This window comes from Bacillus sp. TH30, from assembly GCF_016650875.1.
In the GTDB taxonomy this organism is placed as follows: domain Bacteria; phylum Bacillota; class Bacilli; order Bacillales; family Bacillaceae_G; genus Bacillus_A; species Bacillus_A mycoides.
On sequence record NZ_JAEKEY010000006.1, the window covers coordinates 19,142 to 45,358 of the forward strand.

Sequence of the window (26,217 nt, forward strand, 5' to 3'; positions counted from 1 at the left end):
CAAAGTGGTTTAGCATATAATGGAATTAAGTTAATCGATAAAAAATAATCTTTAGGAGGTTTTTATATATGGCAATTCTTAAAGCTGGTGCAGACGCGGGAAACAGTGGTTTAAAGTTAAATGTATTAGGTCTTGACCCTTTATTCATACCAAGTATTTATTCACATCACATTGGAGAAGCAACGAACATTTTGAGTGATGAGGATATTTCTGTTGAAGAATTAGAAAACAACATTGATGTTACAATTTCATCACCTACCTTAAAAGCAAACAATATGCGTTATATTATTGGTCAAAAAGTGATTGATGAAAACATTAAAGGTATTGAAATGGAAAAGAAATCGGATAAATCGAAAGATGATCTTGTGCTACTTGTTACATTAACTGGTTTAGCAATTACAGCTATGAAAAAACAACCAAATAAAGATAAAATTGATGTTACTTATGATCTTTCTGTTGCATTACCTGTCGCAACAATTACGCCTCAAACAGCACAAGAATTTGTAGAGCGTTATATGAATCATCATACGGTAAAATTCCATCACCCAAGCGGACGTGAAGTAGTAGTTAATATCCAAATTGAATTTTGCAAGTGTTTACCAGAAGGTGCGGCGGGTTCATGGGGAATCGTTTATGATGAAAAAGGTAAAACCATCAAAAGAAAAGTAGAAGCTACAGAAGGCAAAACTACAGAAATAGACTTTGTTGACAAAACAATATTATCTTTCGATATTGGCGCTGGTACGACAGAAGAAGTTGTTTCTCATGGTGTTAGTTTTAAACATAAAATGAGTCGTGGTTTACCATATGGAGTGAAAGAAACTTTACTTGATATTATCAAGGTTTGGAACTTAAACAATAAACAAAAGACAATAGACAGTATTGCTGAATTTAATGCAATTTATCTTGATTCTGAACATCCTCGTCATATTCGTTTAAAAGAGGCATCACGTGGCGCATTATTAGGTTTAGCAAATCGAATTGCAACTGATATTATTAATAAAATTGATGATATGAAAGATGATCCGTATGTATTCATTTATGGTGGCGGTGCCGCAATCGTAAAAGAAAGCCTACAGCAAATTTTAGAGCAAAAAGGACGTTTAACAAATGTTATTTTCTTAAAAGACCCACTTTTCGTAAATGCACGCGGGTTACTTGTGTACACATGCTCTCCAAGATTTGAAGAATTAAAAGAAAAAGCGCTTGCTCCTGTCGGTGAAAAATAATGGCTCGTAAAATATACAAACCTGGTGATAGAGCAAATGTCTATATTAAGAAAGACATTTCACCAGAAATGATCGATTTTATTAACAAACAAAGTGATCTTACAATGTTCTTTTTGTATGCGGCCCAACAACTTCATAAACAAATTGGTAATACAGATGTAGCAGAAATTTTACCACGTAAATATACATTTGCACTGGATAACGAAACACAACCTTTACCAATCAAACATGATGAAGGTTCAAAAACTGTTCATACACCTGTTTCGGATCAAAAACATATCGAAACAAGTCAAGAAATAACGAATCCTGGGGAATCCCATGATAAAGCGGAAAATACTTCATGGAATAAACTGAATGATTTAGAAGATGATCCATATGCATAATGCAATTAGAAAGAGTTGTTCTTTTATAAGAGCAACTCTTTTTTTATTCAATTTTAAAATCTATAATAAAAGTATCAAACAAAAGGGAGAGATACTCATGGCTTATAACTTTGTTACAGACGAGCATTATAATGTTAACTTTGATGAATTAGAAATCATGCTTAAAGAAAAGAGTCTATTAAATTTCCAATATCAAAATGAATGGCTTAATAGTTGGTTAGAAATATTAAAAAAAGCTGACCAAGACACTGATATCCAAATCCAAAATAAGAACAAGCACAACCTCTCCTTTGAAGGATTTGAGATTTTCCAAAAAAAAGTTATTTTCCCTTCATTCTCATTTTATTTTAATTTTGTAATCACAGGCGCTCATCTTTTCATAGAAAAAACAAATCCGAAAATCCAAACAATTTCATTAAAAAACATACATAATAAGTCATTCCCTCTGGAATGGAGTCCTACCGATAATTGGAGAAAATCCGTAAATAATCAAAAACCAATTATATACACAAGATTTCCGCTAGGCATGAATGAATACCTACTCATTGACGGAAATCATCGATTGACAGCGAAAATAAATACAAAACAAAACTCAATAAAATCTTATATTATCAGTCCACAAGAAATCGTGGATCACAAAATATTACCAACGACAATCGATGCAACTATGTATCTCTTTATCATAGAATCTGCGAATTTTTCAAAAGCGCTATCAGAAAATAAATATACCCATCAACAAATTTTCGATTCTTCATTAATACATTCAGCCTTCACAGAGCTTTTAAAGTAATACAAAGAGTTGTTCTTTTATAAGAGCAACTCTTTTTTTATTAGGATTATCTTTGTATTGATTTGAAAACCATGAAGATTATTAAAGAAAATACTTACAAAGACTTGATTAAACAAAGATTACACTTCAAAATTGGAATTGAACGACCTTTGAGCGAGGGAGGATAAACATATGAATGATACAATATCACAAGAACGCGCTTACTGGACACATGAAGTATCTGAAAAACTACAAATATCTGATAGCACTTTAAAGCGCTGGGCGAATGAACTAGAAGTGAGCGGGTATGAATTCGCAAAAGGTGCAAATGACAGTCGCGCATTTACCGCTCATGATATACAAGCATTAGAAAAGTATAGGTATTTGACCAAAAAACAAAAAGTAAAAAAAGAAGTGGCTGTAACAGCTGTTGTAGAAGAGTTTAAAGAAAAAAAGAGCGATTGGGCGCCCCCCGCTCATCAAGAAAACGAACTAACTTTGACTAGCTCACAAGTCGCTCAAACTTTAGAAACTTTCATGAGACAACTTCAAGAGCAAGAGAAAACGAATCAACAAATTCTCCAAGAATTACAGTCTGCTAATGAGTTAAATAAAACTCTACTATTGCAATATGAACAATTAAAACGAGATTTTGATGAAATGCGTGAATCACAAAAACTTATAGCATCCACCCAAGAGCAAAAACAAGGATTCTGGTCTAGGCTCTTTTCAAAAAATAAAGACGTATGATGAAAACTGCATCATACGTCTTTATTTGTGTTCCAACAACACAAATTATTTTTCTTCAAAACTAAATGCTAATTTGCTGTTTTGCAATTCAACTCTTTTTTTATATTTTCTTGCATGCAAATGTCATTTTTTTTCTGGAAACCGCCTTGCAAAGATTTGTTGTATGATGCGTAAGTCAAATCTTTGCATTATATGTATACCAGATTACTAGCTAAAAATTAACAGAATCGTTCGTTGGATTGTTTCATAAAAATTCTACTTTCTCCCCATATTTAAAAAAATATTAAACTCTATAGAATAGATTCTAAAAAATCTGTCCAAACTTGTAACCAAATTATACAAGTTTAGGAGAGATGAAAAATGTTTTTCAAAGATAATAAAACCATATTAAAAAAATGGCTGGATCGTCATGGAATAGAACAACAAAAAATTGCCCGTACTGCAGGTATTTCTTTACCAACAATGACAAAGGCTTGTCGTGACAAAACGTATATTCCAACACCCCTTATAATGAAAAAACTCTTGAAAGTTATTAGAAAAATAGACCCCTACGCACAACCACATGATTTTTGGAAAATGTAAATAGGCACAAGAACTATTGCCCTTGTGCCTTTGCTTTATCCGTACTGCTTTTGTAAATCGGTCCAGGATCGGCCATACATACGAGAATGCCTTTTTGTTAGAAAGCTATTATCATATTTAGGTTTAACCGGTGGTGCCATCTTACAAATAAATGAGGGTTGCATTTCTCCACCAGCTCTTACACTGATAATCGAATGATGAGCTGGTATTTTATATGCCTGTTCTAATGAAATTGTATCCTCAAATCGATGCTTAGATAATTCAAATGTCTTAGTATGATCGTTCATAAATAAAAATTGCTGTACGCCGCCACCTTGTAGATTCTCTTGTAATGACGGTTTCAACTTGTTCCAATGATGAAATGCATAGATACTTCCTAGTCTCTCTTTTCTTCCCTCTGTACACACTCTACCCATCAGTTTTGTTAATCCTTCACTTTCAAATTGTTCGGGTTCATTAAAAATGATAAACGCCCCATTTTCTTGCTCTTTTTTAGTCATTAATAACCTGGTCATGAAGGTTTTTAGTGTAATCCAGTGAACCAGGGTTTTTACCGCATGTTCTCCTAATCCCCTGGCATTCGGAACCCTTAAAATAATAACTTTTCCTTCTTGCATCCATTTACCAAAATCAAGTTCTTTTAATGGGTCTTGTGCAAAAATATCATATAATCTTTCATTCCCAAAAAAGCGATTTAATCTGGTTATGATGGGATCACACTTATTCCCTAATTGCTCATTATCTCCCCACTGTATCAGCTCATTCGCAAGACGCAAATTCCCTTCATTCACTAATTCTTGAATACGATTTACCCGAAAGTCCTCATCTTCTATAATACGTTTAATATTAAATAAACTTCCTTTACTTGCTTTGGCCGCATCCGTTAAATATTTTTCACTTCGGCTTAATCCTTCAATTTGCATGAAATCAATCATTTCATCCGCAAATCTTGAAGCACCGTTCCGCCCTAGCTTTGTAATTACTTCTGTTAAATCTAGAGGTGGGATATAATCATTGTCGTTTAAATCCAGATCAATAATGTTTTCTGGTGGTAATGCATCACGAATCCCGTCTGCCATACCTCGCCCGCCTTCTTCTACAATTGCATCTGGTATGATAAAGCTAATCTTATGTTTGGTATTTCCCTCAATAACAAAGTTCTTAATTGCTGTATCTTTACCAGCCCCCTGTCCTCCTATAAAGACATAACCTCTATAAAAATTATCTGGATTATCTATTGGCATATAGATTGGTATTTTTTGATCTTTCAATTCCGAATGTCCTAAAAATATTCCTTTCTCATCCCGCATGATCGCTGGTATCTCAATTTCAACTTTCTTTTTTACACTCAATGCATCGGCATATTTTCGTTGCAACTCTTTTACAGGCATTTGCAAAGCTAATTTGCTCATTTCATCGGTACTCATTAAATTTACATTCGGATCAAACTTTGTCTTGCTTGATAGTTCGAGCGTATTTATTTCATGTAATATTTCTGTTTGGCGTTTTCTTATTCTTATTTTTACGCCATGTAGTTCATTAGTTTCTGATAAATCCATCATAGAAAGTGCTAAGGTTTCTCCCATTGTCTCCCTGGTTAACCGATCATGTGAATGTGAGGCCACCCGTATACGAGTTTTAAAAACAGGCTGATTTCCTTTATCATAACTCACACGATTTGTTCCAACTTCATCAGCGGTTGTATGTGCCTTTTTAATGATGTGCTCTTTGCTAAATTTTTTATCTGATTTAAAAAAAGCGTTCGAGAACGCCTGGAATGTATCAGTTAATAAATCATTTATTTCATTAATAACAGCGGCAACACCAATTTTAGCCCCTGTTACAAGTCGTTTGCCGCTCATATTAACCCGTTGGGGTGGTTTCCCCTTCTTTAACTTTTCAATGGCCCAGGAAGCATTTTTTACCCATTTCTGACGGTTTTCCGCTTCATTACAGATACTCAATCGGCAAATGTCTCCATCATAACTTAGTTCATCAATAACACTTAAAATATTACCAATAGGTGTTTTTGTATCGTTACTATTTGTATTTAGGGAAAAGATGTCATGTTTCAAATATCGCATTTCTTGTACAATTGTATTTTCATTAGAAACTTGCAAATCTGATATTTCCGCTTCCTTAATTGTCACACTCATTTTGTTCTCTAGTTTTCTTTTGAGCTTTAATGCTTGATATTCGCTAGTTGCTACATAAAATTCAATTTTCTTCTGGCCATTTTCCTGTTTGAAAATGACATCAAACCAGAAATAATCCTTTTCACGATAATGAAATGTAATCCCTTTTCTTTCTATACGACTTCCCATACTTTCGTACATTTCATACATCTTATGGATCGCCCGCCATAAACGTTTTGTATTATTAGATACATCAGCATGAGGAATAATCCGATATACAATCATTTTGTTTTTTTCTACTTGTAAAAATTGTTTTAAAGAATATATCTCTTTTCTTTTAAACCAGGATTTTTTTATTTTCTTAGGTTCATATAACACTGGTAAATATTCATTTTGTGCCAAAACAGGAAGGTTTGTATTTTCTTTATCGTATATAATAAAGCCTTCTCCCTGTATCATTTTTAGGCCCCTCCTAATATACATATTGCCAAGATAAGTCCGCCTGCAAAATAGGCAAGTGGCTTCATCATTCCGCCTTTGTGTGTCATTGAACCTATCATAATGAATCCAGCTGTCACTAATGCACTATATCCCATAATATCGGGCAAATTTAAAACAAACCAATGGCCCAATTGACTTAATATATCTACCATAAATTCACCGACTGGCTTGAAAATCCACTCCATTTCCTTCCCTACAATAGCGTCACTAAAGTTATTTAATTGATCTAGAAAAGAACCTTCTTTTGCCTTTTCTCCAATATACCCAGCTGTATTAGCCGCAATCATTTTGCCACCTTCTAAAATGAATTTCACAAGGACCCCTCCTTTTAAATTCCCTTTAAAAAGTCTCTTATGTCAACGCTGTGCCTAGCTAAAACATATCCGCAACATGCACCAATTAAAATTTCTATTGCCTTTGTGCGGTGGCCCAACGCCCAGGCCGCACCCGAAAAGATAATAACTAAAACTACGCCCGCATCAAATCCGTTCATAATTGCACTATGAACATTGCCAAACGTCCCGTTAACTCCCGCGGCAAATGTTACCTTCGGAAGTATCAATATTAATGAACTCCCTGTAGCGGTAAAAACCTTTTTAAGTACGTTCTTATTATTTGTTTCTTTATGTGCTTTCTTTTTATAACTTTGGTCCATAAAAGAGCGAAAAGAAATCGTTTCTGTCTTAGTCATGTTGTAACACCTCTTGTATAATTTTTTAAGAACTACACATACTACTTGCAAATGAAAAGTAGGAGGTCTAACGATATGCATGTTGCTATTGCTGTCGCTGTAGGCGCGATTATTGGATCACTTGTTAATATTATTGTTGGGTAAAAATACAGGCAGTGAGCTTTTTGGAGGCTCCTGTCTTTTTGTTTGTGCCTTAATTTGTTCAATGCGTTCCGCGGCACTTAATTTCTTCTTTCCTGTTACATTTTGTTCGTCTTGTTTAATTGGTGACGGTACTTGTTTTCTATCCTCTTCGCATGTCATTTTCTTATGTTTATCGGGTATATCGTTCCAGATCAATCTCTTTACATAACCCGAAAAATTTTTACGCTTCACATGTTGTAACATGATCCGATCCTTTTCATTCTTCTTATTGAATGCTACAGGTTTACTAAACTTTGATTTTTCCATTCTGCTCACCCTCCCCGATGTGACCGATAATATCGGTATTACTAAAACGTATTCCTTGCTGTTTGTACGTTATTCGCCTTTTTATACAAAAAAACTCTCTTCTTGTTTATTTAATCGATATGAGCGGTAATATCACTTTTCCCATAAAAAAATGACCCTTTTAGGCCACATTTTTAATCATTAGCTATCAGCGTGCTTTACGCTATTAGCTATATGCCGACAGTATGAAACTTGTGCAAGTACAACACGAAAAAGAAGCATCCTTGCAAAATTTCCGAAATATAAGAATTTTAAAATCGTATTAAAGTATAAAATGTTATAATTATACTGTTCCTTTTACATCCATGAGAAGGATTTTAAAACCGTAAGACACTTAGAGAGGGGAAACAACTATGTCACTTTTACAGCAACATTTTGAAGAAAGAAGAGAATACATTTTCAATCGTCTTAAACAACCAGAATACATGGAAAGAAGCATAGAAAAAGTTCGACAAGCTCAAAAAGAGATCAAAAATACAGTGCGAACGATTAAAGATTTGTTACTCTTAGACAAAACAACTGATCCTTGTTTACCAGAGGTCGCTCAATTTTCTCTTCAACACATTACAAATTCAGAGTCGTTTGAGAATGTCAAAAACCTTGTTCCATCCTCTATAAAAAAGTTAAGTGAAGAAGAACGCGCAAAAGTATTAGATGAAACATTAAGCGTAGCAAACCAAGTCATGAATTTAGAGCGTACTGTTTTTATCATGATGTTTAATGCAAAAGAGAAAATCCTTATGGATTCTTATAAGAAAAAGCGTAGATCACAAACAGAACTTCATTATGATGTTGCTGACAAAGAAGGGTTCGACAAAGCGTTTTATGAAGAGCGTATTGATTCATTACGAAATGACATTCGTGTACTATCTTTCAAAAAGCTTTGTGAGAATGAACCCGCACCAGAGGATTTAGAACTATTCAAACAACGTTATGAAACAATTATTTTACCAAAGGTACAAGAGATTGTTTCCCTAATCGAACCAAGTTTAATAGATGTAGACGTATTTTTAAATTCAGTAATTGAGTATGGTGTAGGAGAAATCACTTTAGATGAAATGATTCAAAAACTACACAAAAACCTTTCTCTATTTCACGAATTATCAAAGGTTGAATATTGCCCAACGGTTGAGCTAACAGTAAAAGAATATGTATTCTTAGAAGCTATGAACCGTTCCGAAAAAGGAGAGGAGTTGCAACCATCTAAATGATGCATACACAAGAAAAATTTTATGAGAAGTTAATAGAAGAGAAAAAAGAAGTAACGATTTTTCTAATAAACGGTGTCAGAGTACCTGGGAAAATTATCGCTGTTGATAAATTTTCGGTACTAGTTTTAAGCAATGGAGAGCAAATGTTCCTTTATAAACAAGCGATTTCGACTGTTTCTTTATAGAATAACGAACTTTCAAAACCTTACTATTATAACCTTTTTATCCTTTTTAAGGCATATTAACTTCAAAAATTCCCATACATAATGTACTCTTAGATATAAGAGTTAGTTTTTTTCCTTTAGGGCAAGGCTGGTTTCAGCCTTGTTTTTTGTTTGCAATTTTTTGGATACAATTTTTTCGAGATTCTATGTATAAAGGAGTTTAAAGAAAAAGGTGGATATGCGATTACTACAGGACATGATTGAAGATCAAAAAAAAGAATTGAGCTATCTTGTAAAAAAATATGGATTTAGCCATAAAAAAGTAATTGATTTTAGTCAAAAATTAGACCTTTTAATTTATGAAGCAATGGGAAAATATCGATTAGATCAAAAAATGATGATAAAAAAAGAATCCTTAATTCAATAAGGATTCATAACGGGAAGATAAGAGACAGATATAGAAATAAAAAGAATTAATCATATTATAATTCAAAAATATGAAAAACCATATTGAGAAAAAATATTAGATTGAATTTTCTGATTAATTATGTTAAAATAAAAAAAGAGTTGTAATAACAAGCTATCGTTAACCCCTTACACGAAAAAGATTGGTAAATATCCAATCTTTTTTTCATGTAAATAGGCTCTCATGCAAGAAAAGCACGAGAGCCTATTTACATTCGGGAACTGCCTTTTATTATTATAAAGAAAAAATCTATATAAAACCAATAGGTTTTTCTATTTTAAGACGCTACATTTTCTATATTCTATGGTAAAATTAGTGATTGAGGGCACAATTTTTCAAGAAAAAAAGGCAAACAATATAAATACTTTCTGAAAGTGTTCAATTCAAGTTCAACAAAAAGCATTTGTTATTCTATAGCAAATGCTTTTTGACAAATGACCTTCTTTTTTATAACATAAAAAAGGAATTGAGTGTCCAGACTCAATTCCTTTGATGAAATCATTTGCCAACGAATACCTGGTAAAAGAATCCTTTGTTATGAAGGGTTCTTTTACTTTGTTTGTAACATGAAATGTAATACTGTATATGCCATTTTTCTTGTTGAACATCCTCGTTTAAGTGCTAATTGTTGTAGTAGCTTTAGTTGAAATGGTGATAATTCAATTTCTACAAAATGCTGATAAGCATGAGATTGTTTAACAGGGATATCCTCCATATAAATATATTCTAATCCCTCTGTTACTAGCTCCGATGCAATGTGCTCTAAACTTTCGTTATACAATGCGAACTCTTCCAATTTTTCATACAAATATGGTTCTAATGAAATTAATAACTTCTTATTATTTCTTCGGAATTTCTGTTTTTGGCCTTTCCAGTAATTTTGCTCTTGCATAACTGCATGTAACATTTTAATTCCCCCTATTTATAATTTGTATTTCTCCCTTAAAATCAAATCCCTACTTCTTGTTTCTTACAGTATCAACAGCGGCTAAACAAGCGGCTATCCCAAGACGCTTTTCGCTATATATTTTCTTGTTTAATGTTAGGTACCAGCACCCATTTTCTTTTACGCTCAATAGATCGTCATATTGCCGCCCTAATTTTTCAAGAATAAAAGTGGATTCCTCAACAGGATTGAAATATTCAATCGGCATTCTAATAAATGATGTACGATTCTTACCCCAATATGTACCGCATTTTTCTAGCCCCAAAAACTCTTTTGCAATGACATAATCTAGCCTTTCTGTTGCAACAGATAAATCATGATACGGTATCCACCAATTAGAATCACTCATGGCCACAAACTCTTTTGCAATACTGTTGTATAGGATTTGACAAATACTAATACCCTCAAAATCATCTTGCGTGACAACAAAATCAGACTGTCTTAATTTGTGCCCGTTTTTATCTGTTGTACCGATTTCAAATTCTTCACTTTTCAACAATTGGACTGTTTTCATCATATTAAATTCCCCCTTTATTTCTTACATGAACATGCTAAAATATTTTTGAAGGCATCTTATTTCTTGTGCCCTTCACCAATACGATCACTCATCACACTTCCCCTTTCTGTTGCTTTATAGCAATGGAAAGGGACTGTTTTGTAAAGCGGCTTTTACTCTCTTGCATAGCATTTTGAAGCAATTTCAACTTTGTTTCTTTGCAAAGAACTCTCCATACAGATACACCGATTTTCATTTTCTTGCCTCCCTTTTATAATTCTTCTCCACACTCATGACAAACCGTTATAGATTCATCTGTTCCCTTTATTTCGATTGTTTGATTATCTCCATGTGTACAAGAAATCTCTTTGTCTTCTAAATGTTTTTTTATGTGAATTACAACTTCTTCAATGCAGTAATAACATAGGATTCCTAACGCAAATCCTTCCGCGGCAATCTCTCCACACGCTCTACATTTGTAATCTTCCATGTGATTGCTCCTTTCTCTCTTAAAGGACTAATTCACTAGGCTGACAGCAATCAACGCACTAATTAAGATCAAACCAATAAATTGCATGGTACTTTTTAATGATTGGATCAATGCTTTCTCTCCTTTCTAGAGGGATGATTTTAAAAATAGGCGTTCTTCCATATGCCTTCCTTCTAAAATCCAAATAGGATACCCGAAAATAAGTAAGTGAAAAGCATCATAAAAATTGAGGTTGCAAAGAAACCATAAAACCAAATCTGATCGGAAACATTTTCTTCAATACAAAATAACAATTTAATTTTTCGTAATTTTCTGAAACAGAAGAGTAAAATTTTTTGAGGAATTTAAATTTAAGGTGAGGTTGTGTTAAAATAGGCTCACCAGACGTAATTTTGATAAGGATTTGTTTCATAGTCATTCTTCCTTTCTTAAATTATGTTGGCCCATAAGAGGAAGGTGTTTTTCCAGGCTGGCAGGCGCGGAAACATCTTTCTCTTTTGTTTTTTTACTTTTTATTTTTCGGTTCACCAAACCATTCATGCATTGCGTCAACCGATACAAGCCAAGACTTTTGATCCCGTTTATATGTGCGGTTTGGATCACGCGGCGGTTCAAAATATTTAATCAAACCGCGTTCAATCATACTATCAATTTGTTCTTCTTTTGCTAAAGATGGTTTTACTTTGTTTTTTACTGTTTCATAGGGTATCCCCCATCTTATAGCCGCTTCTTGAAGAAACATATACTTATCAATTTCCTTCATTAACAAATCCCTTTCTAAATCTATAAATATTTTTATATGAACCTCCTTTCAAATTAAATTTAACCTATATAGGTTAAAAATTCAAGTGTTTTCCTATTTTTTCTTTCGAATTTTTTCGACAAATTAAAAAATCCCTATAAATATAGGGATTTTAATGAATAGTAAATTACATGCGGCTAAAATGATTCTTCAGCTTCTCTTAATTTTTTAACGTTCTCATTTTTACAAGTGACCTCTTTAATATCCCAAAACTCTCCTTTATTAAAAACAACAACTTCCCTTTCCAAATGTAATCCTAAGGAAGAAGTATAATTCTGCTCTACTACTTCTTTAAAAGGACATAAATTCTCATAAAACAATATACTTTCCATAGGAACTTCTACGGAAACTTGAATCTCTTTACGATGACGGTTAGAATCAATGGAAAATGAGGATAACATATTAGTTTTTATCTTGGATGAATCTTTGTAGAAATAATCTAGTTCATTTCGATTCAGTCCTCGATATAATAATATACTGTTTGTATTAAATTCTTTTTTAATTCTTTCTTGTGTTAGATTATACAAACGAACAATTTCTGTTTTCATAGCTTGTTCAATCATTTCATAACCTAGTTTATGTTTAATTTTATTAATAATTTTTTCTCGGTAACCAAATGTTACGTTACAGGAAACATTAAAAGTCGAACAAACCATTTCCGTTAGTAAGAATTTTGCTTCCTGTTTATCATTACTACCACTAACCCATGAAGGTATATTTTCGAACAACTCCTTTAGTTCGGGCCAATTACCAAACATTAAGTAATCTAGATGTTTATTTTTAATATAAATTCTTTCATCTAAATTCATTTTATCCCCACCCTATTCCCTTAAAACTCTTAAAAGCCCGCTTTTTAGATATATAATACCTAGCTACTTACCATTGAATTGCCTCTTCTTTAATCCCTGTAATGTAATTTATAAAATAAGGTTTTACGTATTGGCAATCATCCCATTCTATATCGACTGTTTCAATTGTATTTTCATAATCTGGGTATACCCGCCATATTTTCTGTTTCACTTTAGATTCAACCCACAAGTCATCAAAATTACTTATTACAGCATCAAATACAAAATGTACTTTTTTCGACCTTTTATCCGCTTTTGGGAACACACCATAATTCACTAACAATATGTATGGGACATATTTCATCGTTAATCCTTTATATAGCCAAATGTTTCGTTCATTTGCTTTTTTTATCATGGATTTAAACTCGCTTTCATATAGTTTTGTTTCCATGATTTCTTGGCATTTTAAAAAAGTACCCCATAAGTTAGCTAATACTGTCTTCTTTATATTCTCTGCGTTCACTCTGTCTATTTCATTTGGTGCAAAATCCTCATATCTTTTACGATTCTTTAAGATGGTGGGACAATTAGATCGTTTAGGATAATGTGCGAAATGTGGTTTTTTATCTGATGTAGCTTCTGCTCTTATATACATTTCTGTATTACATACATCACAAGTGGCATCTAGACCAGGGTATTTCACTTCCCAATCTTTCACATGAATTTTCTCATTTGTTTCTGGATCAATAACATGATACCCCATTACTCTTCCCCCTTAGTATTACTTATGTTTTTCTTTATTTTACCATCTGATTTTCTTTTTTTTAAAAAATAACAGGGTGTTTACACTCCTTTTATTTAATTACAATTTGAGCTTCCAGCATCACTTAAAGGAGAATCGTCACAATTACTTAGTGAATTATTACAGTAAATTTCATCGTATAGACTTATAATTATCTTATAAATTGTTGATTACAAAACTAATGAAAGGTTGGGGCGTGATGAATCATCCTAGAAATCCATTATTAGAATCTATTCAAAAAAGTGAGGCAATGCCTAAATCTATAGCAAAATCCAGCCAAAGAATTGAAAAAGCTAATTCAATAGCAAACACCATAAAGAATATTGATGACAAAGCTAATTCAATAGCAAACACCATAAAGAATATTGATGACAAAGCTAATTCTGTAGCAAACACCATAAAGAATATTGATGACAAAGCTAATTCTGTAGCAAACACCATAAAGAGTATTGATGACAAAGCTAATTCTGTAGCAAACTCTATAAAGAGTATTGATGGCAATATTCAATCAGGATCAAAAAATAGGCAAACTCTTATTGAAATCTTGACGTCAAGCGCACAAAATTCACTTATTTATCGATTAAATCAATTCATATTAGATAGTAATATCGTACAAAATGCGCTTAATGAAATAAGAAAAAAGGACCAAATATATTTACAGCAAACAGAAAAAATATTAGAAAATTTAAACGGAGCATTCAAAAATTGGGATTTTACCAAACGTTTAAATGCATTACAAGAAATTGCTCAAAGTGAAAGAAATATTGCTTTAGAAGTTAAAGTCATTTTTCTAGAGCTAGATTTCCCACCACATGACGATTTATTTCCAAATGAAGCAAAGGAAATAATAAAACGATATCGTACAAATGATTTAAATGTAGTTCAAACATATGTCGAAGAGCTATTTTTAAATAAATTTGACGAATCAGCTTTGATTAATATGAAATCTAAATGGAATGGATTTGAATGGTTAAATAACCGAATTTCTATCTTAGAGCAAGCTATTGAGGGACATTTAGCTGGTTACTATAATTTGACGGTGCCTGCATTATTGGCACAAACAGAAGGTATTGTGGCACAAGGTTTTGAACACGTAGGAAACATGAACGGGCGTAAATTAAAAGAATTTTTATCTGATTTGCTATCAGATGATAGTACTTATTCATTTGATAACCAGGTTAAAACCTTTTATACAAGTAAAATATTAGCTGGTTTTGAGCATGGAAAAGAGATAAACTCTAGCCTAAGTCGTCATGCGATATTACATGGAGGGGATAGTCTCTATGGTACTAAAGTTAACTCTTTGAAGTGTATATTGATATTTGACTATCTACTTGAACGATTAAACAATCGTGACAGTATGGCTAATTAAAATCATAGTAGATTACTAACTGGATAAATTCCCCTTTATTTTACTATTTGATTTTTCTTATTTTCAAAAAAATAAAGAGTTATGTATATACATAGCTCTTTATTAGTTAATCACAGCTTGAACTTCCAGCATCACTAGAAGAAGAATCGCCACAATTACTTGATGAATTATCATTATTTGAGTGAAATGTAAATGTAGTTACAACAGGTGATATATAGTCTGAATTTTCATCTGTATAAGTAGAAAATTTTGCGGATTTCTTGCGTTGTTTACTCTTAAATGGTGGTGAATCATTGTAATAAACTTCATCATATCGATTTTCAAACGCATCTTTTCGTAATTCTCTAAGTTGCACCTTTTTACTTTCCTGTCTTTCCTCGATCTGTTGAGCATTCTTTTCTAAAAAACGGTATAAAAGTCTTATAAAGTGCCATACCAGGAATATAACTATAACGAAAATACAAGACAGTTTTATAATTGTCATAGCTCTATCTCCTTTATTTCACAACGATTTTCACTTTTGCACCGTCCGGTAATTTCTCCACTTTATTCCCAATGTACGAACCAGCACCACGATTATCAGCTGGTTTTATATGCCTTATATCAGCACCTTTACCGCCTTCCCTACACATAGCCATAGGGTATTCATCCCGATCATATCCTTTTTTCGTTGGAACATTTGCTAAAGATTGTTTTCTTCTTTCTGCGGCTCCATCTCGATCTATTGTACAAATATCTGTCTTGCCACTTGCAATCGCATCTTTAATATGTGCTGCGGTTTCTGGATACTTATTTGACGAAAACTCTATAACTTGTGCAATATCTTGTGATCCACTTGTTTGCTTTGCATGATTGGAATTTTGAATTGCTGAACATCCTGTAAATAACAACCCTACCGTTAAAAAACTACTTATAACCCCTTTGAGTTTCATTGTACTCCCCCTTTTTTGTAAAAAATTCAAATTATCATTGAATTAAATAATTCCTTACTTACAACGTTCTCTTAACGGTATATCAAAATAATCAGAATCTAAATTTATAGGATATCCATCATTAAAATGTCCTTCATATACAATTGGGCTTTGTTGACCATTTAGCCAAGGACTCGCGTAAGCTCTACCATAACCATTAGGAATGCCATTTTCAAACTCCCCCTCATAAACTTTTATAGAACCCCAAAATCTGGTGAAATTGACTGGGAAAGACTTATCCCAATACTCCATTTTACTATAACCTTTAGATTCATAATGAAATGCCCTAAAGATAGAAGTCGGAGAAGAAAGCCCATCTGTAACTAACCTTCCATTTCCATGAGGAACTCCGTACTTCCAATCACCTATATATGAACCTTTTGTTAAATCACCAGCGTTATATGTCTCCCCTCGATAAAACTCCCCTCCATAGTGAGTTCTTATAAGAACTTCCCCTTTCCAATAACCATCTTCATTTATACCTTCTAACCAGTATTCCCCACCAATGATTGGATATTTATATACGCTGTCATTCATCCGCTCTAATCTTTCAACATACACATGTTTTCTAAACTGTCTTCTTTTGTTATTGTCTGCTTTAAATAGATTAATAATTGATTCGAACAATTAACTATCTCCCTTCCTAACTTTCAAAATCATTTATGATGTTAGTCTAAATAGACAGACATGCTGGAAACATTATAAATATAAATTGACTCCCTTTTTATTTATAAATTTCACATAAACCTATTTTACAATCCATTCACTTTCCTTCGAAACTCTTCAATTACTTAAAATAACGCTTTACCTAAATTTCACTAAGAGCAAAGTCATACAATGCATCTGCAGCATTTTCCACCAAATCATAAGAAACATACTTCTCCAATGCTTTCATTAACATAGGCTTTTCATCTTCAAAATTAATCGTATAATCCATTAAAAAAATCCAATTCCATGCTGGAATTGCAATCAAACAACTATGTTTCATCTCATGTCCAAAAAAATAGACATTTGGTGATCCATAACTTTTTAGAACTTCAAACTCTACACATCTCATCTATAACCCTCCTATTCGTTATTGCTTGAATTAGAATATTTCTTATATCTTTTTTGTATATCATTGGTAATACCTATACTTACTATAATTGCTACCACCAAGTACATTATATATTTAAAACCTGTATGCTCTACAACAACTATACTTCCAATAATAAGAACTATCGTGGTAAGAATTGAGATAATAAAAATACGTTCGTACTTTCGAGATTTACTTTCCTGTTCTAATTTTCCTTCTTTCATACTCTGGTTTCCTCCTTTGGATTCTTATAAAGTGAAATCCTCCATTGTTTTACGGATTTCATCAGCTTCTACACCGATGTATTGTAGTGTTTGTCTTTGCGTCGCATGACCAAATAACTTCATCAAATAATACACATCTTTCATTTTTTTATAATACTGATAGCCAAACGTTTTCCGCATACTATGTGTTCCCCAATGATCCGAATCAATCCCACAAGCCTGTGCCGCTTTATGCAAAAACGTATGAGCCATTTGTCTTGTGATTGGCTTATCTCCTTGACGACTTGGAAATAGCCAATCAGAATCAGCTCGATTACTTGTGTACTTGGCAATCTCTTGTTGTAAAACCGTATTGAAATATACTTCTACGGTTGTATCTGTTTTTTCCATTTTAATTTTTATAACATGCTTCCCTCGAACATCTTTTACACGTAATCGTAAAATGTCACTAATGCGTAAACCTGTATTAATTCCAAAATAAAATAAAAAGTAATTTCGATATGAGGAATTTTGCAAAAGCCAATCTTTCATTTCTTCAATTTTTTCTATTGAACGAATTGGTTCTTTTGCCCCAGGTTTTCGTCCCCCTTTCGTCATAAAACATGACCTCCTAAACCTATGTTGTAAGCTATAATATGTAAAACTTAGTTTAACTATAACTATAATTTGTTAAACTGACAATCTTTTTCTTTTCATTTTATAGCGAAAAAACCAGTAATACCATAGAAAAACGCATGATATCACTGGTTTTTATGAGTTTAACATTTTGTATCTTTTGTAAAACTCATATTTTTTAAATTGGTATGCCTATTTGTACATTAACTTAGATTTTTTTACTTCTCTTATATTAAACCCAAGAAAAAAATTATAAATTGTAGTAAAACTTACTTAATTGTATTCAGGCTATTGGCTTTTTCTCTATAAATCTATATATGAATATTGATTGGAATTATTTAACAATAATGTTGAATAATTCTTTCTATGTTATAAAATTAAAAAGAACTAGTTCAAAAAAATGAAAAGGAGAAAAAATATTATGAAGAAGAAATTCAGTTTCATTTTTATTATTGCTACGTTTTTATTAACAACAGTCAATGTATTTGGAGGACAAACAGCTAAAGCGGATACGATAACCCGTTACGGTAAGATAAGTAATTATACGCCTTACAAACCAGGGGCTGACGGAAAGTGGATGACGGATAATGATTGCGCTGTTGACTCGAGTGAGGCATATATTAGAAAGGGCACCAAAATTGTAGTAACGAACTTAGATAAAGGGAAATCTAGAGTTCTTGAGAAATGGGATTATGGCGAGTTTAAAAAATTTGGTGTTATAGTGGATGTACTTCCTAATACATTTGTGGCATTAGGGGGAAAACTAAGTGATGGTCAGATTAAGAATGGTCGAACTGAAAGATCCGGTGGAATAGCAATAACCGAATAATTTTCGAAAAAATCCGGATATAATACTTTATATCTGGATTTTTTTAGGGGGGATATAATGAAGAAAACCATAGTTTTTTCATTAATAGCTGTATCTTTGTGTGTCATACTTAGTTACAAATTCCTTACATCTGGGAGTGTTGTTGTTAATAAAAATGATACACCTTCTCAAAAATTATACATAAACCTATTTGAACCTAAGCTTCTTACAAATACATTTTATGAATATGATCCAACGTTACAAGAAAACACAGTATTATTAAGGAAAAAGATACCAGATTATACTACTTTTTCTTATTCAAAACTCCATAACAAATTGTACTTTGCTGATAAAGCTGAAGACGGTACAATGCAATTGTTTGTTAAGGACTTACAAAAAAATCAAATAAGGCAATTGACTAAGGAATTAGGTAATGTAGATCTTATACAAATAGATAACAAACAAACAACGGTTTTCATGAGAGTTTTATTAAAAGATGAGTATCGTAATTTTCATATTGCCACTTATAATATTGAAAAGGATAAGTTAGAAATATGGGAAAAAGACGATAAGGATAAAAGTATTTTGGATTTTGATTACAATCCCAATAATAATAAATTAGTTATAGTTTCCTTTTCTGAGGCTGAAGATAAAAAGAAGCTTGAAGAAGCAAATGAAAAGCAAATCACAATGCGTCCAGCTAAATACAGTTTAGATATTTATAATGTGGATGGAAATAAAGAAAAACATGTTAGCTTAGTGGAAAAATTTATTAGCGGGGCTTCATTTGCCGATGATGAAAGTTCAGTGATATTCAGTTATGATGAAAATTTGACCAACCCTACTTCCCATGTTGCAGAAATAAATTTGAATTCCAAAAAAATAAAGCCACTATTTGACGATACGGAAAAACACTTTAAAATAAGAGCGTTAAAGTATAGTGAAAAAAGTGAAGGTTTCTTTTTTTATCAAGTCTTTATGATAGTAAAAAAGATTATAATACATTGGGGTCCCCAAAGGAAAGTGTGCTTTCTTATTATGATATTAAGAAAAAAACAGTCAAAGATATATGGCATACTGATAAAGGAGTAATCGTTAATTATTCAATGGAGATAAAATGAATGTGAAATATTAATTGAATTCTAAAACAAGTAACTAAGAAAACAGTCGATTTCTTGATCCAGGAACAGGAATTTATATTCCTTCGAACATTAATTATACTCCTGGTAGCGGTGGCCACTAAAAAATAACACCTACATTGTAGGTGTTATTTTTTAATCATTTAGACTTGTAAAATGTTTCGTATTTCTTCTATCCTTAAATTCGTAAACTTTGCAATATCTTCTATTGGCATTCCGTTTTTGTGCATACCACGTATCAGTTGCATTTTCCCTTTTTCAATCCCTTTTTGTTCTGCATGAGCAAATTTTGCGGCCTCATCCATCAGAACTTTTTCCCTTGCTTCATATGCTTGTCGGAAAGAAGAATCTTGACTCATACGTTCCCATTTATTTATTGCTTTTTGTAAAATCGGGTCTTGGTTCATCGCAATATCCTCCAATGTTTGGGTTAATTTTTCATCCTCATTCGCTGGAAGTAATAACAACCAACGAACAAATGAATCTTCCCAGGGATTTACTTGTTCATTCCGCCACTGTTGCATGAGTTTTGGAATCTCCACAATGTGAACTTCGATATCACTACTCAATATCTTTTGCTGTTGTTGATTCCATAGGATTCCTGTTGTATGGAATGCCTCGTATTCAGGAAACATAACGAAATTCAACAAATTAATCGTAATTGTTTTATGAAGAGAACTATATGGCATTCCTTTTTGAAGTTGGGATGTGTATAGTCTTCCCCAGTAATATAAACTTCGTTTAATCATATCATGATTATTATTTAGCTGTATTTCTACATTTACCTTTGTTCCCATATCTAATGTTGCGGAAATATCTAAAATCGATAATTTATCCTCTTCATGTTCTCGATGCAAGTGTGGGTCTTCTAATTGCAAGGAAACAATAGGGGATTCTAAAGAACCTTGTAACATGGCATTTAAAAAAGCAATTAGAATATCTTCATTTCCACTTGTGCCAAATAATTGTTTAAAAGCAAAATCAATGCGTAAATTCACTAATTGTTGGTTGGACATGGGTTTTCCTCTCCCCATCTCATAAGATGTTTTTCTTTCATTGTACATAAAAGAGTGATACGCATGCAAACAAGCTCTTACGTAAATATACATAAGAGCTTGTTTATAGCGTTTGTTGCATAGAATGAACAATTTTTGATTGTAAGAAAAACTTGAATTTATTATACAATACAATTAATTCAACAAATATTTTCGGATATTAGACAAATTTATCAAATTATTGAATATTTTGCAAAAAATAATCCCTAAACTATACCAACTAATGTATGATGAATATAAGGGATACAAGACTAGCTATGAAATACATAATATCTCGACTTTTTATATTATAAAAAAATATGAATGAGAGAATGATAGTATGTTGAAAAAGAAACTAGGTAAATTAGGTGTAGGAGCTTTAGCATTGGGTGTTTTAATCCCTTCAACTTCCGCTTTTGCAGAAGAACCAAAACACTTCCTGCTAATGGTGTAAATTATGAACAGACAAATTTATCACACACACAAGTCAGCGAAGATTTTAAAATTGAAATTTATGATAAAGATCAAAATTTAGTTAAAGTCTATAATAAAGAAGAACTGGCTCAATTCAATCCACAGCTTTCGTCTACGCCTCTAATTGGGTCTCAAAATAATACAATTAATCCTTTAGCATTAAAAACAACTTCTTTTGGTAGTGCATCATTCAGTGATTATGTATGGATTAAAAGTGGGGTATCATTCAAAAAACCTCAAAGTGTTGCTGTAGAAACAAGTGAATATGTTCAAGGCTTGGCGGTCACTCACCAGAACCTAAACAAGAACTGAGCAGTGTTTGCTCAGTTCTTGTTTTGTTAATTTTGTAAAGTTTGGAATTTCACTTTAAAAGTCCCATTCCCTGAATATCCACCTGGATTAGCAATATACAGCCTACTTTTAGCTGCACCTGAAGGAACTGTTACGATAGAACCATGTTTAACATTTGACCAAATTGTAGGATCTGTATCAGCTGGTCTATCCTCCATCACTCTGAATGTAAGTGCTATTGCACCAGCCCCTTCTATCGAAACTTGAACTCTTGTGCCGTCAGCAAGATGCCCCAATGAGAAATTACCACTGGATCTATTATTTTGACCAGGTTGTGGTCTGTACAAAGAATCAATTTGTCCTTCTAATTTTTCGTTTCGTTGAATCAACTTGAATATTTGGTTTTGTGCCCCTTGTACCTGTCCCCATACATTGATGTTCGTGCCATTTGCAGTTCCTCCACCAGTTACGTCTAATACCGTTTTACTGGCTTTGTTTTCTAAATACAGGTATCCATTCCCAGCTCGTTTTAAAATCCAATAAGCTTCATCATACGTCCCCATAGAAGGTGAAGTATACACGTTGATTGAATCCCGAGTCCAAGTTAATGCTTCATCTATTTTCCATGCACTTTTAAGTTGATATGCTTTTTTATTGGAATCATATACCAAATTCCATTGTCCATTCAGTTCCCTGTTCGTATGCCCCCATAGAACTACATTGTACCTATTATTTGAAAGTGATGTCTGCATAGCCACTTCACTGCTATTGTTTAAAGCGGAAATAATTCTATATTTGCCATCAGGTATTCTTACTTCTTCGCCTTCCTGTTCATCTACAGTTAGCGTTTGACTTTTAAGTAGCGTTAGATTGCTTCCATTCTTTACAAAAACATCAATCTTATCACCCGTAAATAGGATTAAATTTTCAAATCTAAGATCGTGTCCCACATCCGTTTTATCCCAATAACTATAATAAGGATTTCCGTTAACGACTTCACCGATATATTCGCCGTTTCGATATACTACATAATGATTACGTAAATATGCATCCCCACCGAATCCAACACGTAAGCCTGTAGACCCTTTTGGCGTTATGTAGCGAATATCTCCAGTATTGTGTCTTTCATTCAACCGAATGACACGATCAATTAACCCTTTACCAGGGAAATCTGCGGCGATGATTCCCGTATGATTCAACCCGAGTTTAGAAATCCACTCAGTTGTTAAAATATTGGTTCCCCCATAAAGTTTTGCGTAACCATAGAAATCCTTTGGATAATCGGGCCACTTATCAGTGGGGTGTGTGGTAATTACTTTACCCACTCCAGCAGTAGGACTCTCATATCCACTTGCTACAAAATAAGGCGCAGCTCCCTTTGTGAAAAATTTCCAAGTTCCGTTACCGCTTAAATAATTTAAATACTTTGCTTGCCCATTATTTGCATTTGCACTTTGTAAATGTTGTTTTACTGCAGTCCATTTCGCATACATCGCATCAGCGTCATAATCTACATCAAACTGGTCTTGCCTTTGTATACTACTATACGGAATACCCAATCTTTTTCCGTCTGTTGGAAAATTTGAAAATACTATGATTTTTCCTCTCACTTCATTTAGCGTCGGATTATCCGATATACCTTTCCAAAAATAATTACTATAGCTAGCGTTGTTATAATAGCTATCTTCAAAAATTTGAGCCCACGTTTTTGTCGTGCTTACGTCTGTACATTTTCCTGTACCAGGTCCATCACACTCATTTTTCACTCGCATAAATACTGTCTCTCCTGGATTTGTTCTTAAAAATGCAGTGATTTTATCTAAAATATCGCCACTAAAACTTGCATTTTGATTAACAGATCCATGATAAGCCCTAAAGAGAGTATTCGATTCTTTTCGTAAACGAATATCCAAATATCGAATACCAGAATTTAATTGTGTGTTCAAATCCATTGTTTGCGTTTTAATATAGTCATCGGGATATAGTCCTCCACCACCATATCGTGACATGGAATTATGGGTTCCAGGTATAGACAGTTCACTTATTTTTACATTCCCACTAATTTTATTCATCCAATTTGGATTCGAATAACCAATATTAGAATCATGAGAATACCCTTTTTCATTATTCGCAATTTCAATATCGTTTACATTTGATTCCATATTATATTACCTTCCTCTACTTAATTATTATTCATTTCCCTAATACTGATGATACACAATAATCATAGATTAATAACTTTTTATTTAGAATATTCACAATACGAATAACCATTCTATCCATATTGAGAAATTCTTTTCAAATATGAAACTCGAATAAAAAATTTAGAGTGCAAACTAACAAGAAGATATCTGTAAAATTATAACTTTACGAATTTTTTTATTTTGGTACATCTAAAGATAATAAGAATCCTTGATACGTCTGTTTTCCTCAAATAGTGTTTTACGAACAAGAATGGTTGTAACCTTGTTTTTATAATCCACAAATAAAAAAGATAAGATCGGAGAGTACGATCTTATCTTTAAGCATAAGGGAAAAACAAAGGCAAAAACCATCTTAATATTTATAATATTATATTTTTTGTTAATTTTCGATATGAAACCCATATTTAACATCTATATCTATATTGAGAAATTTATTACAAAATTAGCTATAAATGATTCAAAACCCGAATGTAAACTTTTACCCAAAGGTTTACTTTCATAGCATTGATTTTATTATTTTTCAGGATAGGGAAACGATTCAAGGAATGAGGTGCCGATCTGTTATGTACTTACAAAACAATCTATGGAATGCCCCAATAGGGGTCACCATATAACCGAATAATTTTTTCAACAAAGTTACAATTGAAAAGGAGCACCTGTTCCAAGGTGCTCTAAACACGACAGTATGTTTTTTAGTAAGGATGACCATATATGCTGACAAATTCTAATATTTACCTAACTTAGTGACTAATAAATGTTGATAAGTCAGTTTTTAGAATAATTCAGCTAATAATTCTCTTTTTCTAGTATTTAAAGGGGATATCTCTAAGGTATATTTATCGTATATCACTTCATCTGGAATGCTAAAAGAGAAAGATACATTTATTTCTACTGGATTTGGATTCCCCATAAACTGTTGTCCTATGGTAGCACCTGTAGTTGAATACACTGTAAGTTTTGCTGCGGAATTTGCAGGTATTTCAACGCTTATTGAAATATGTCTAATATCAGCAATATGTTTATCATTCAGTCTAATAATACGTTCAACTAGCCCTTTGCCTGGGAAGTCAGCTGCAACGATACCAGTATGATGAAGTCCTGATCTTGGGATGTATTGGTTAGTCATTATATTCATTCCACCATAATAAAGCCTATAATTTTCTGTTGGAAAATCGGGATACTGACTAGGACTGCCCGTTCCCATTAGTGGTTCGCCATCACCTCCATATGCGCTGGCAACGAACTGAGGAGCGGCTCCACCACTGGGACCACCATTTCCACTGAGATGGTTGAGGTAGATTTTGTTTTGATCACTGTTAGCCTTGATTAAATGATTCTTTACCGCAGTCCACTTTGCATACATACCATCCATGCTAAATCTAACGTTATCGTGGTCTTGTTTTTCAAGGTTTGAATAGTTAATACCGTATGCCTTAGAAACTGCGAACTGTTGTAAAAGTACAATTTTTCCTCTTACGTCCGTTAATTCTGGATTAGCGTTAACGCCAGAGCCATTTCCCGAGCCAGCTGGTTGCCAAAAATAATTTTTATAACTAGGATTATCCCAATACCCTTTTAATATTTCTTCAAATGAGCGAGAACCATCTTCCGGTGTATGCTCTTCTTTTAAACGCATCAAAACTGTTTCCCTTGGATGTTGACGTAAAAATGCAGTGACTTCGTTTAAAATATCACCAAACATTTTCTTTTGATACGCCGCGCCATGATGCATGGCAAAGGCAGTTCCAGTCCTTCTAGCACGTATATCTAAATAGCGAATACCAGAATTCAATTGTGTTGTAATGGACATTCTTTGGTTTATCACCCAACGATCAGCACCGGTGACGCCATGCAAAGCAATCGATCCATGTGTACCAGGAATAGATAACTGACTAATTTTTGTTTCACCTCGAAGTTCATTCATCCAATTTTTGTTTTCATATCCAATATTCGCATCATACGCATAGCCGTTACGATAGTTGTTATATTCGCTTTTGCTCCATTTTGGTGATGGGGGATTACTTACTGCATCAGAATACTGCTTTTTTCCATTCGTCACTATTAAATCACTCCTTTGAATAAGTTTAAAACAACCGTCCTCTATTTATTTTTCCAATCCTGTAGTACTCCATAAGTATAGATAAATGAATTCCAGTTGAGAACATTACTGATAAAAATAACCATAATATCCATATTGAGAAATTATTAGTTATTTAAAGACGAAAGTACAAAATTAAAATCGAGTCCATTTTGGATTCTTCCTTTGCAAAATTGAAAAATTATTCAGCTGTGGTGATTTATTCCTCGTATCTAATA

Annotated in this window: 32 protein-coding genes; 11 read left to right on the forward strand and 21 right to left on the reverse strand. The window is 32.9% G+C overall.

All coding sequences use genetic code 11. From position 1 onward, the window contains the following. Positions 1 to 68 precede the first annotated feature (68 nt). The 5 genes from JFU20_RS29595 to JFU20_RS29615 all read left to right on the forward strand — a co-directional run bounded on the left by JFU20_RS29595 (position 69) and on the right by JFU20_RS29615 (position 3,713). Complete coding sequence (locus JFU20_RS29595; protein WP_201039282.1) at positions 69 to 1,229, forward strand: ParM/StbA family protein; 1,161 nt, start codon at positions 69 to 71, stop codon at positions 1,227 to 1,229. Then, positions 1,229 to 1,612 carry a hypothetical protein gene (locus tag JFU20_RS29600; protein ID WP_201039283.1) on the forward strand — a complete coding sequence of 128 codons (384 nt, stop codon included), beginning with the start codon at positions 1,229 to 1,231 and terminating at the stop codon, positions 1,610 to 1,612. Before JFU20_RS29595 ends, JFU20_RS29600 begins: the two co-directional genes overlap by 1 nt. Beyond that, complete coding sequence (locus JFU20_RS29605) at positions 1,605 to 2,402, forward strand: hypothetical protein (protein WP_242488179.1); 798 nt, start codon at positions 1,605 to 1,607, stop codon at positions 2,400 to 2,402. Before JFU20_RS29600 ends, JFU20_RS29605 begins: the two co-directional genes overlap by 8 nt. A 171-nt stretch (positions 2,403 to 2,573) precedes the next feature. Beyond that, positions 2,574 to 3,131, forward strand: coding sequence for a MerR family transcriptional regulator (locus JFU20_RS29610; protein ID WP_201039284.1), 558 nt, complete (start codon positions 2,574 to 2,576; stop codon positions 3,129 to 3,131). Between the two features lie 360 nt (positions 3,132 to 3,491). After that, positions 3,492 to 3,713 (forward strand): helix-turn-helix domain-containing protein, encoded by a 222-nt coding sequence (locus JFU20_RS29615; RefSeq protein ID WP_201039285.1) that lies wholly within the window; start codon positions 3,492 to 3,494, stop codon positions 3,711 to 3,713. 35 nt (positions 3,714 to 3,748) lie between these two features. Here the strand turns inward: JFU20_RS29615 and JFU20_RS29620 are convergent, their stop codons facing one another. The 4 genes from JFU20_RS29620 to JFU20_RS29635 all read right to left on the reverse strand — a co-directional run bounded on the left by JFU20_RS29620 (position 3,749) and on the right by JFU20_RS29635 (position 7,490). Next, entirely contained in the window at positions 3,749 to 6,307 is a 2,559-nt protein-coding gene (locus tag JFU20_RS29620; protein ID WP_201039286.1) for an ATP-binding protein, read from the reverse strand. 2 nt (positions 6,308 to 6,309) lie between these two features. Continuing rightward, positions 6,310 to 6,663: a hypothetical protein gene (locus JFU20_RS29625; RefSeq protein WP_201039287.1), complete on the reverse strand. Its 354-nt coding sequence runs from the start codon at positions 6,661 to 6,663 to the stop codon at positions 6,310 to 6,312. Between the two features lie 14 nt (positions 6,664 to 6,677). Continuing rightward, positions 6,678 to 7,040, reverse strand: coding sequence for a hypothetical protein (locus JFU20_RS29630; protein WP_000167716.1), 363 nt, complete (start codon positions 7,038 to 7,040; stop codon positions 6,678 to 6,680). A gap of 117 nt (positions 7,041 to 7,157) precedes the next feature. Next, on the reverse strand, positions 7,158 to 7,490 hold the full coding sequence (locus tag JFU20_RS29635; RefSeq protein WP_201039288.1) for a hypothetical protein: 333 nt from the start codon (positions 7,488 to 7,490) through the stop codon (positions 7,158 to 7,160). A gap of 392 nt (positions 7,491 to 7,882) precedes the next feature. Here JFU20_RS29635 and JFU20_RS29640 point away from each other — a divergent pair, with 392 nt between their 5' ends. From JFU20_RS29640 to JFU20_RS29650, 3 genes are all read left to right on the forward strand, one after another. Then, complete coding sequence (locus JFU20_RS29640) at positions 7,883 to 8,740, forward strand: hypothetical protein (RefSeq protein WP_201039289.1); 858 nt, start codon at positions 7,883 to 7,885, stop codon at positions 8,738 to 8,740. Further along, complete coding sequence (gene hfq / locus JFU20_RS29645) at positions 8,740 to 8,925, forward strand: RNA chaperone Hfq (protein WP_201039290.1); 186 nt, start codon at positions 8,740 to 8,742, stop codon at positions 8,923 to 8,925. Before JFU20_RS29640 ends, hfq begins: the two co-directional genes overlap by 1 nt. 235 nt (positions 8,926 to 9,160) lie before the next feature. Further along, a complete protein-coding gene (locus JFU20_RS29650) occupies positions 9,161 to 9,331 on the forward strand; it encodes an aspartyl-phosphate phosphatase Spo0E family protein (RefSeq protein WP_207199124.1) in 171 nt (56 codons plus the stop codon). Positions 9,332 to 9,920: 589 nt separating this feature from the next. Here JFU20_RS29650 and JFU20_RS29655 read toward each other — a convergent pair. The 8 genes from JFU20_RS29655 to JFU20_RS29690 form a co-directional block, all read right to left on the reverse strand. Continuing rightward, positions 9,921 to 10,277, reverse strand: coding sequence for a hypothetical protein (locus JFU20_RS29655; protein WP_201039292.1), 357 nt, complete (start codon positions 10,275 to 10,277; stop codon positions 9,921 to 9,923). Positions 10,278 to 10,326: 49 nt separating this feature from the next. Then, positions 10,327 to 10,830: a hypothetical protein gene (locus JFU20_RS29660; protein ID WP_201039318.1), complete on the reverse strand. Its 504-nt coding sequence runs from the start codon at positions 10,828 to 10,830 to the stop codon at positions 10,327 to 10,329. Positions 10,831 to 10,924: 94 nt separating this feature from the next. Beyond that, positions 10,925 to 11,068 carry a hypothetical protein gene (locus JFU20_RS29665; RefSeq protein WP_000690451.1) on the reverse strand — a complete coding sequence of 48 codons (144 nt, stop codon included), beginning with the start codon at positions 11,066 to 11,068 and terminating at the stop codon, positions 10,925 to 10,927. A gap of 15 nt (positions 11,069 to 11,083) precedes the next feature. Then, complete coding sequence (locus JFU20_RS29670) at positions 11,084 to 11,302, reverse strand: hypothetical protein (RefSeq protein ID WP_201039293.1); 219 nt, start codon at positions 11,300 to 11,302, stop codon at positions 11,084 to 11,086. Between the two features lie 173 nt (positions 11,303 to 11,475). Next, complete coding sequence (locus JFU20_RS30825; protein WP_374222330.1) at positions 11,476 to 11,595, reverse strand: DUF3961 domain-containing protein; 120 nt, start codon at positions 11,593 to 11,595, stop codon at positions 11,476 to 11,478. A 212-nt stretch (positions 11,596 to 11,807) separates the two neighbouring features. Beyond that, complete coding sequence (locus tag JFU20_RS29680; RefSeq protein ID WP_201039294.1) at positions 11,808 to 12,065, reverse strand: helix-turn-helix domain-containing protein; 258 nt, start codon at positions 12,063 to 12,065, stop codon at positions 11,808 to 11,810. A 176-nt stretch (positions 12,066 to 12,241) separates the two neighbouring features. Continuing rightward, positions 12,242 to 12,913, reverse strand: coding sequence for a hypothetical protein (locus JFU20_RS29685; RefSeq protein ID WP_201039295.1), 672 nt, complete (start codon positions 12,911 to 12,913; stop codon positions 12,242 to 12,244). A gap of 67 nt (positions 12,914 to 12,980) precedes the next feature. Then, on the reverse strand, positions 12,981 to 13,655 hold the full coding sequence (locus JFU20_RS29690) for a competence protein CoiA family protein (RefSeq protein ID WP_201039296.1): 675 nt from the start codon (positions 13,653 to 13,655) through the stop codon (positions 12,981 to 12,983). A 238-nt stretch (positions 13,656 to 13,893) separates the two neighbouring features. Between JFU20_RS29690 and JFU20_RS29695 the strand changes: the two genes are divergently transcribed. After that, positions 13,894 to 15,066, forward strand: a complete 1,173-nt coding sequence (locus JFU20_RS29695) for a hypothetical protein (RefSeq protein ID WP_201039297.1) — start codon at positions 13,894 to 13,896, stop codon at positions 15,064 to 15,066. Positions 15,067 to 15,172: 106 nt separating this feature from the next. Here JFU20_RS29695 and JFU20_RS29700 read toward each other — a convergent pair whose 3' ends face one another. The 6 genes from JFU20_RS29700 to JFU20_RS29725 all read right to left on the reverse strand — a co-directional run bounded on the left by JFU20_RS29700 (position 15,173) and on the right by JFU20_RS29725 (position 17,933). Then, positions 15,173 to 15,550 (reverse strand): hypothetical protein, encoded by a 378-nt coding sequence (locus JFU20_RS29700; RefSeq protein ID WP_207199125.1) that lies wholly within the window; start codon positions 15,548 to 15,550, stop codon positions 15,173 to 15,175. A gap of 13 nt (positions 15,551 to 15,563) precedes the next feature. Beyond that, positions 15,564 to 15,998, reverse strand: coding sequence for a NucA/NucB deoxyribonuclease domain-containing protein (locus JFU20_RS29705; RefSeq protein WP_201039299.1), 435 nt, complete (start codon positions 15,996 to 15,998; stop codon positions 15,564 to 15,566). Positions 15,999 to 16,052: 54 nt separating this feature from the next. After that, entirely contained in the window at positions 16,053 to 16,664 is a 612-nt protein-coding gene (locus JFU20_RS29710; RefSeq protein WP_201039300.1) for an MORN repeat-containing protein, read from the reverse strand. Between the two features lie 181 nt (positions 16,665 to 16,845). Further along, positions 16,846 to 17,094 (reverse strand): YueH family protein, encoded by a 249-nt coding sequence (locus tag JFU20_RS29715; RefSeq protein ID WP_201039301.1) that lies wholly within the window; start codon positions 17,092 to 17,094, stop codon positions 16,846 to 16,848. Positions 17,095 to 17,105: 11 nt separating this feature from the next. Beyond that, positions 17,106 to 17,336 carry a hypothetical protein gene (locus JFU20_RS29720; RefSeq protein WP_201039302.1) on the reverse strand — a complete coding sequence of 77 codons (231 nt, stop codon included), beginning with the start codon at positions 17,334 to 17,336 and terminating at the stop codon, positions 17,106 to 17,108. 24 nt (positions 17,337 to 17,360) lie between these two features. Beyond that, a complete protein-coding gene (locus tag JFU20_RS29725; RefSeq protein ID WP_016099470.1) occupies positions 17,361 to 17,933 on the reverse strand; it encodes a tyrosine-type recombinase/integrase in 573 nt (190 codons plus the stop codon). Positions 17,934 to 18,372: 439 nt separating this feature from the next. Here JFU20_RS29725 and JFU20_RS29730 point away from each other — a divergent pair, with 439 nt between their 5' ends. Both JFU20_RS29730 and JFU20_RS29735 read left to right on the forward strand, forming a co-directional pair. Further along, the gene (locus JFU20_RS29730; RefSeq protein ID WP_201039303.1) at positions 18,373 to 18,780 is read left to right on the forward strand and encodes a hypothetical protein; all 408 of its coding nucleotides are present in this window, start codon (positions 18,373 to 18,375) and stop codon (positions 18,778 to 18,780) included. 57 nt (positions 18,781 to 18,837) lie between these two features. Then, on the forward strand, positions 18,838 to 19,851 hold the full coding sequence (locus tag JFU20_RS29735) for a hypothetical protein (RefSeq protein WP_201039304.1): 1,014 nt from the start codon (positions 18,838 to 18,840) through the stop codon (positions 19,849 to 19,851). Positions 19,852 to 20,041: 190 nt separating this feature from the next. Here the strand turns inward: JFU20_RS29735 and JFU20_RS29740 are convergent, their stop codons facing one another. The 3 genes from JFU20_RS29740 to JFU20_RS29750 form a co-directional block, all read right to left on the reverse strand. Continuing rightward, positions 20,042 to 20,914, reverse strand: coding sequence for an Rpn family recombination-promoting nuclease/putative transposase (locus tag JFU20_RS29740; RefSeq protein ID WP_483862123.1), 873 nt, complete (start codon positions 20,912 to 20,914; stop codon positions 20,042 to 20,044). 830 nt (positions 20,915 to 21,744) lie between these two features. Further along, a complete protein-coding gene (locus JFU20_RS29745; RefSeq protein ID WP_201039306.1) occupies positions 21,745 to 23,859 on the reverse strand; it encodes a phosphatidylinositol-specific phospholipase C domain-containing protein in 2,115 nt (704 codons plus the stop codon). Positions 23,860 to 24,673: 814 nt separating this feature from the next. Next, on the reverse strand, positions 24,674 to 25,960 hold the full coding sequence (locus JFU20_RS29750) for a phosphatidylinositol-specific phospholipase C (RefSeq protein WP_307838304.1): 1,287 nt from the start codon (positions 25,958 to 25,960) through the stop codon (positions 24,674 to 24,676). Between the last annotated feature and the right edge of the window lie 257 nt (positions 25,961 to 26,217).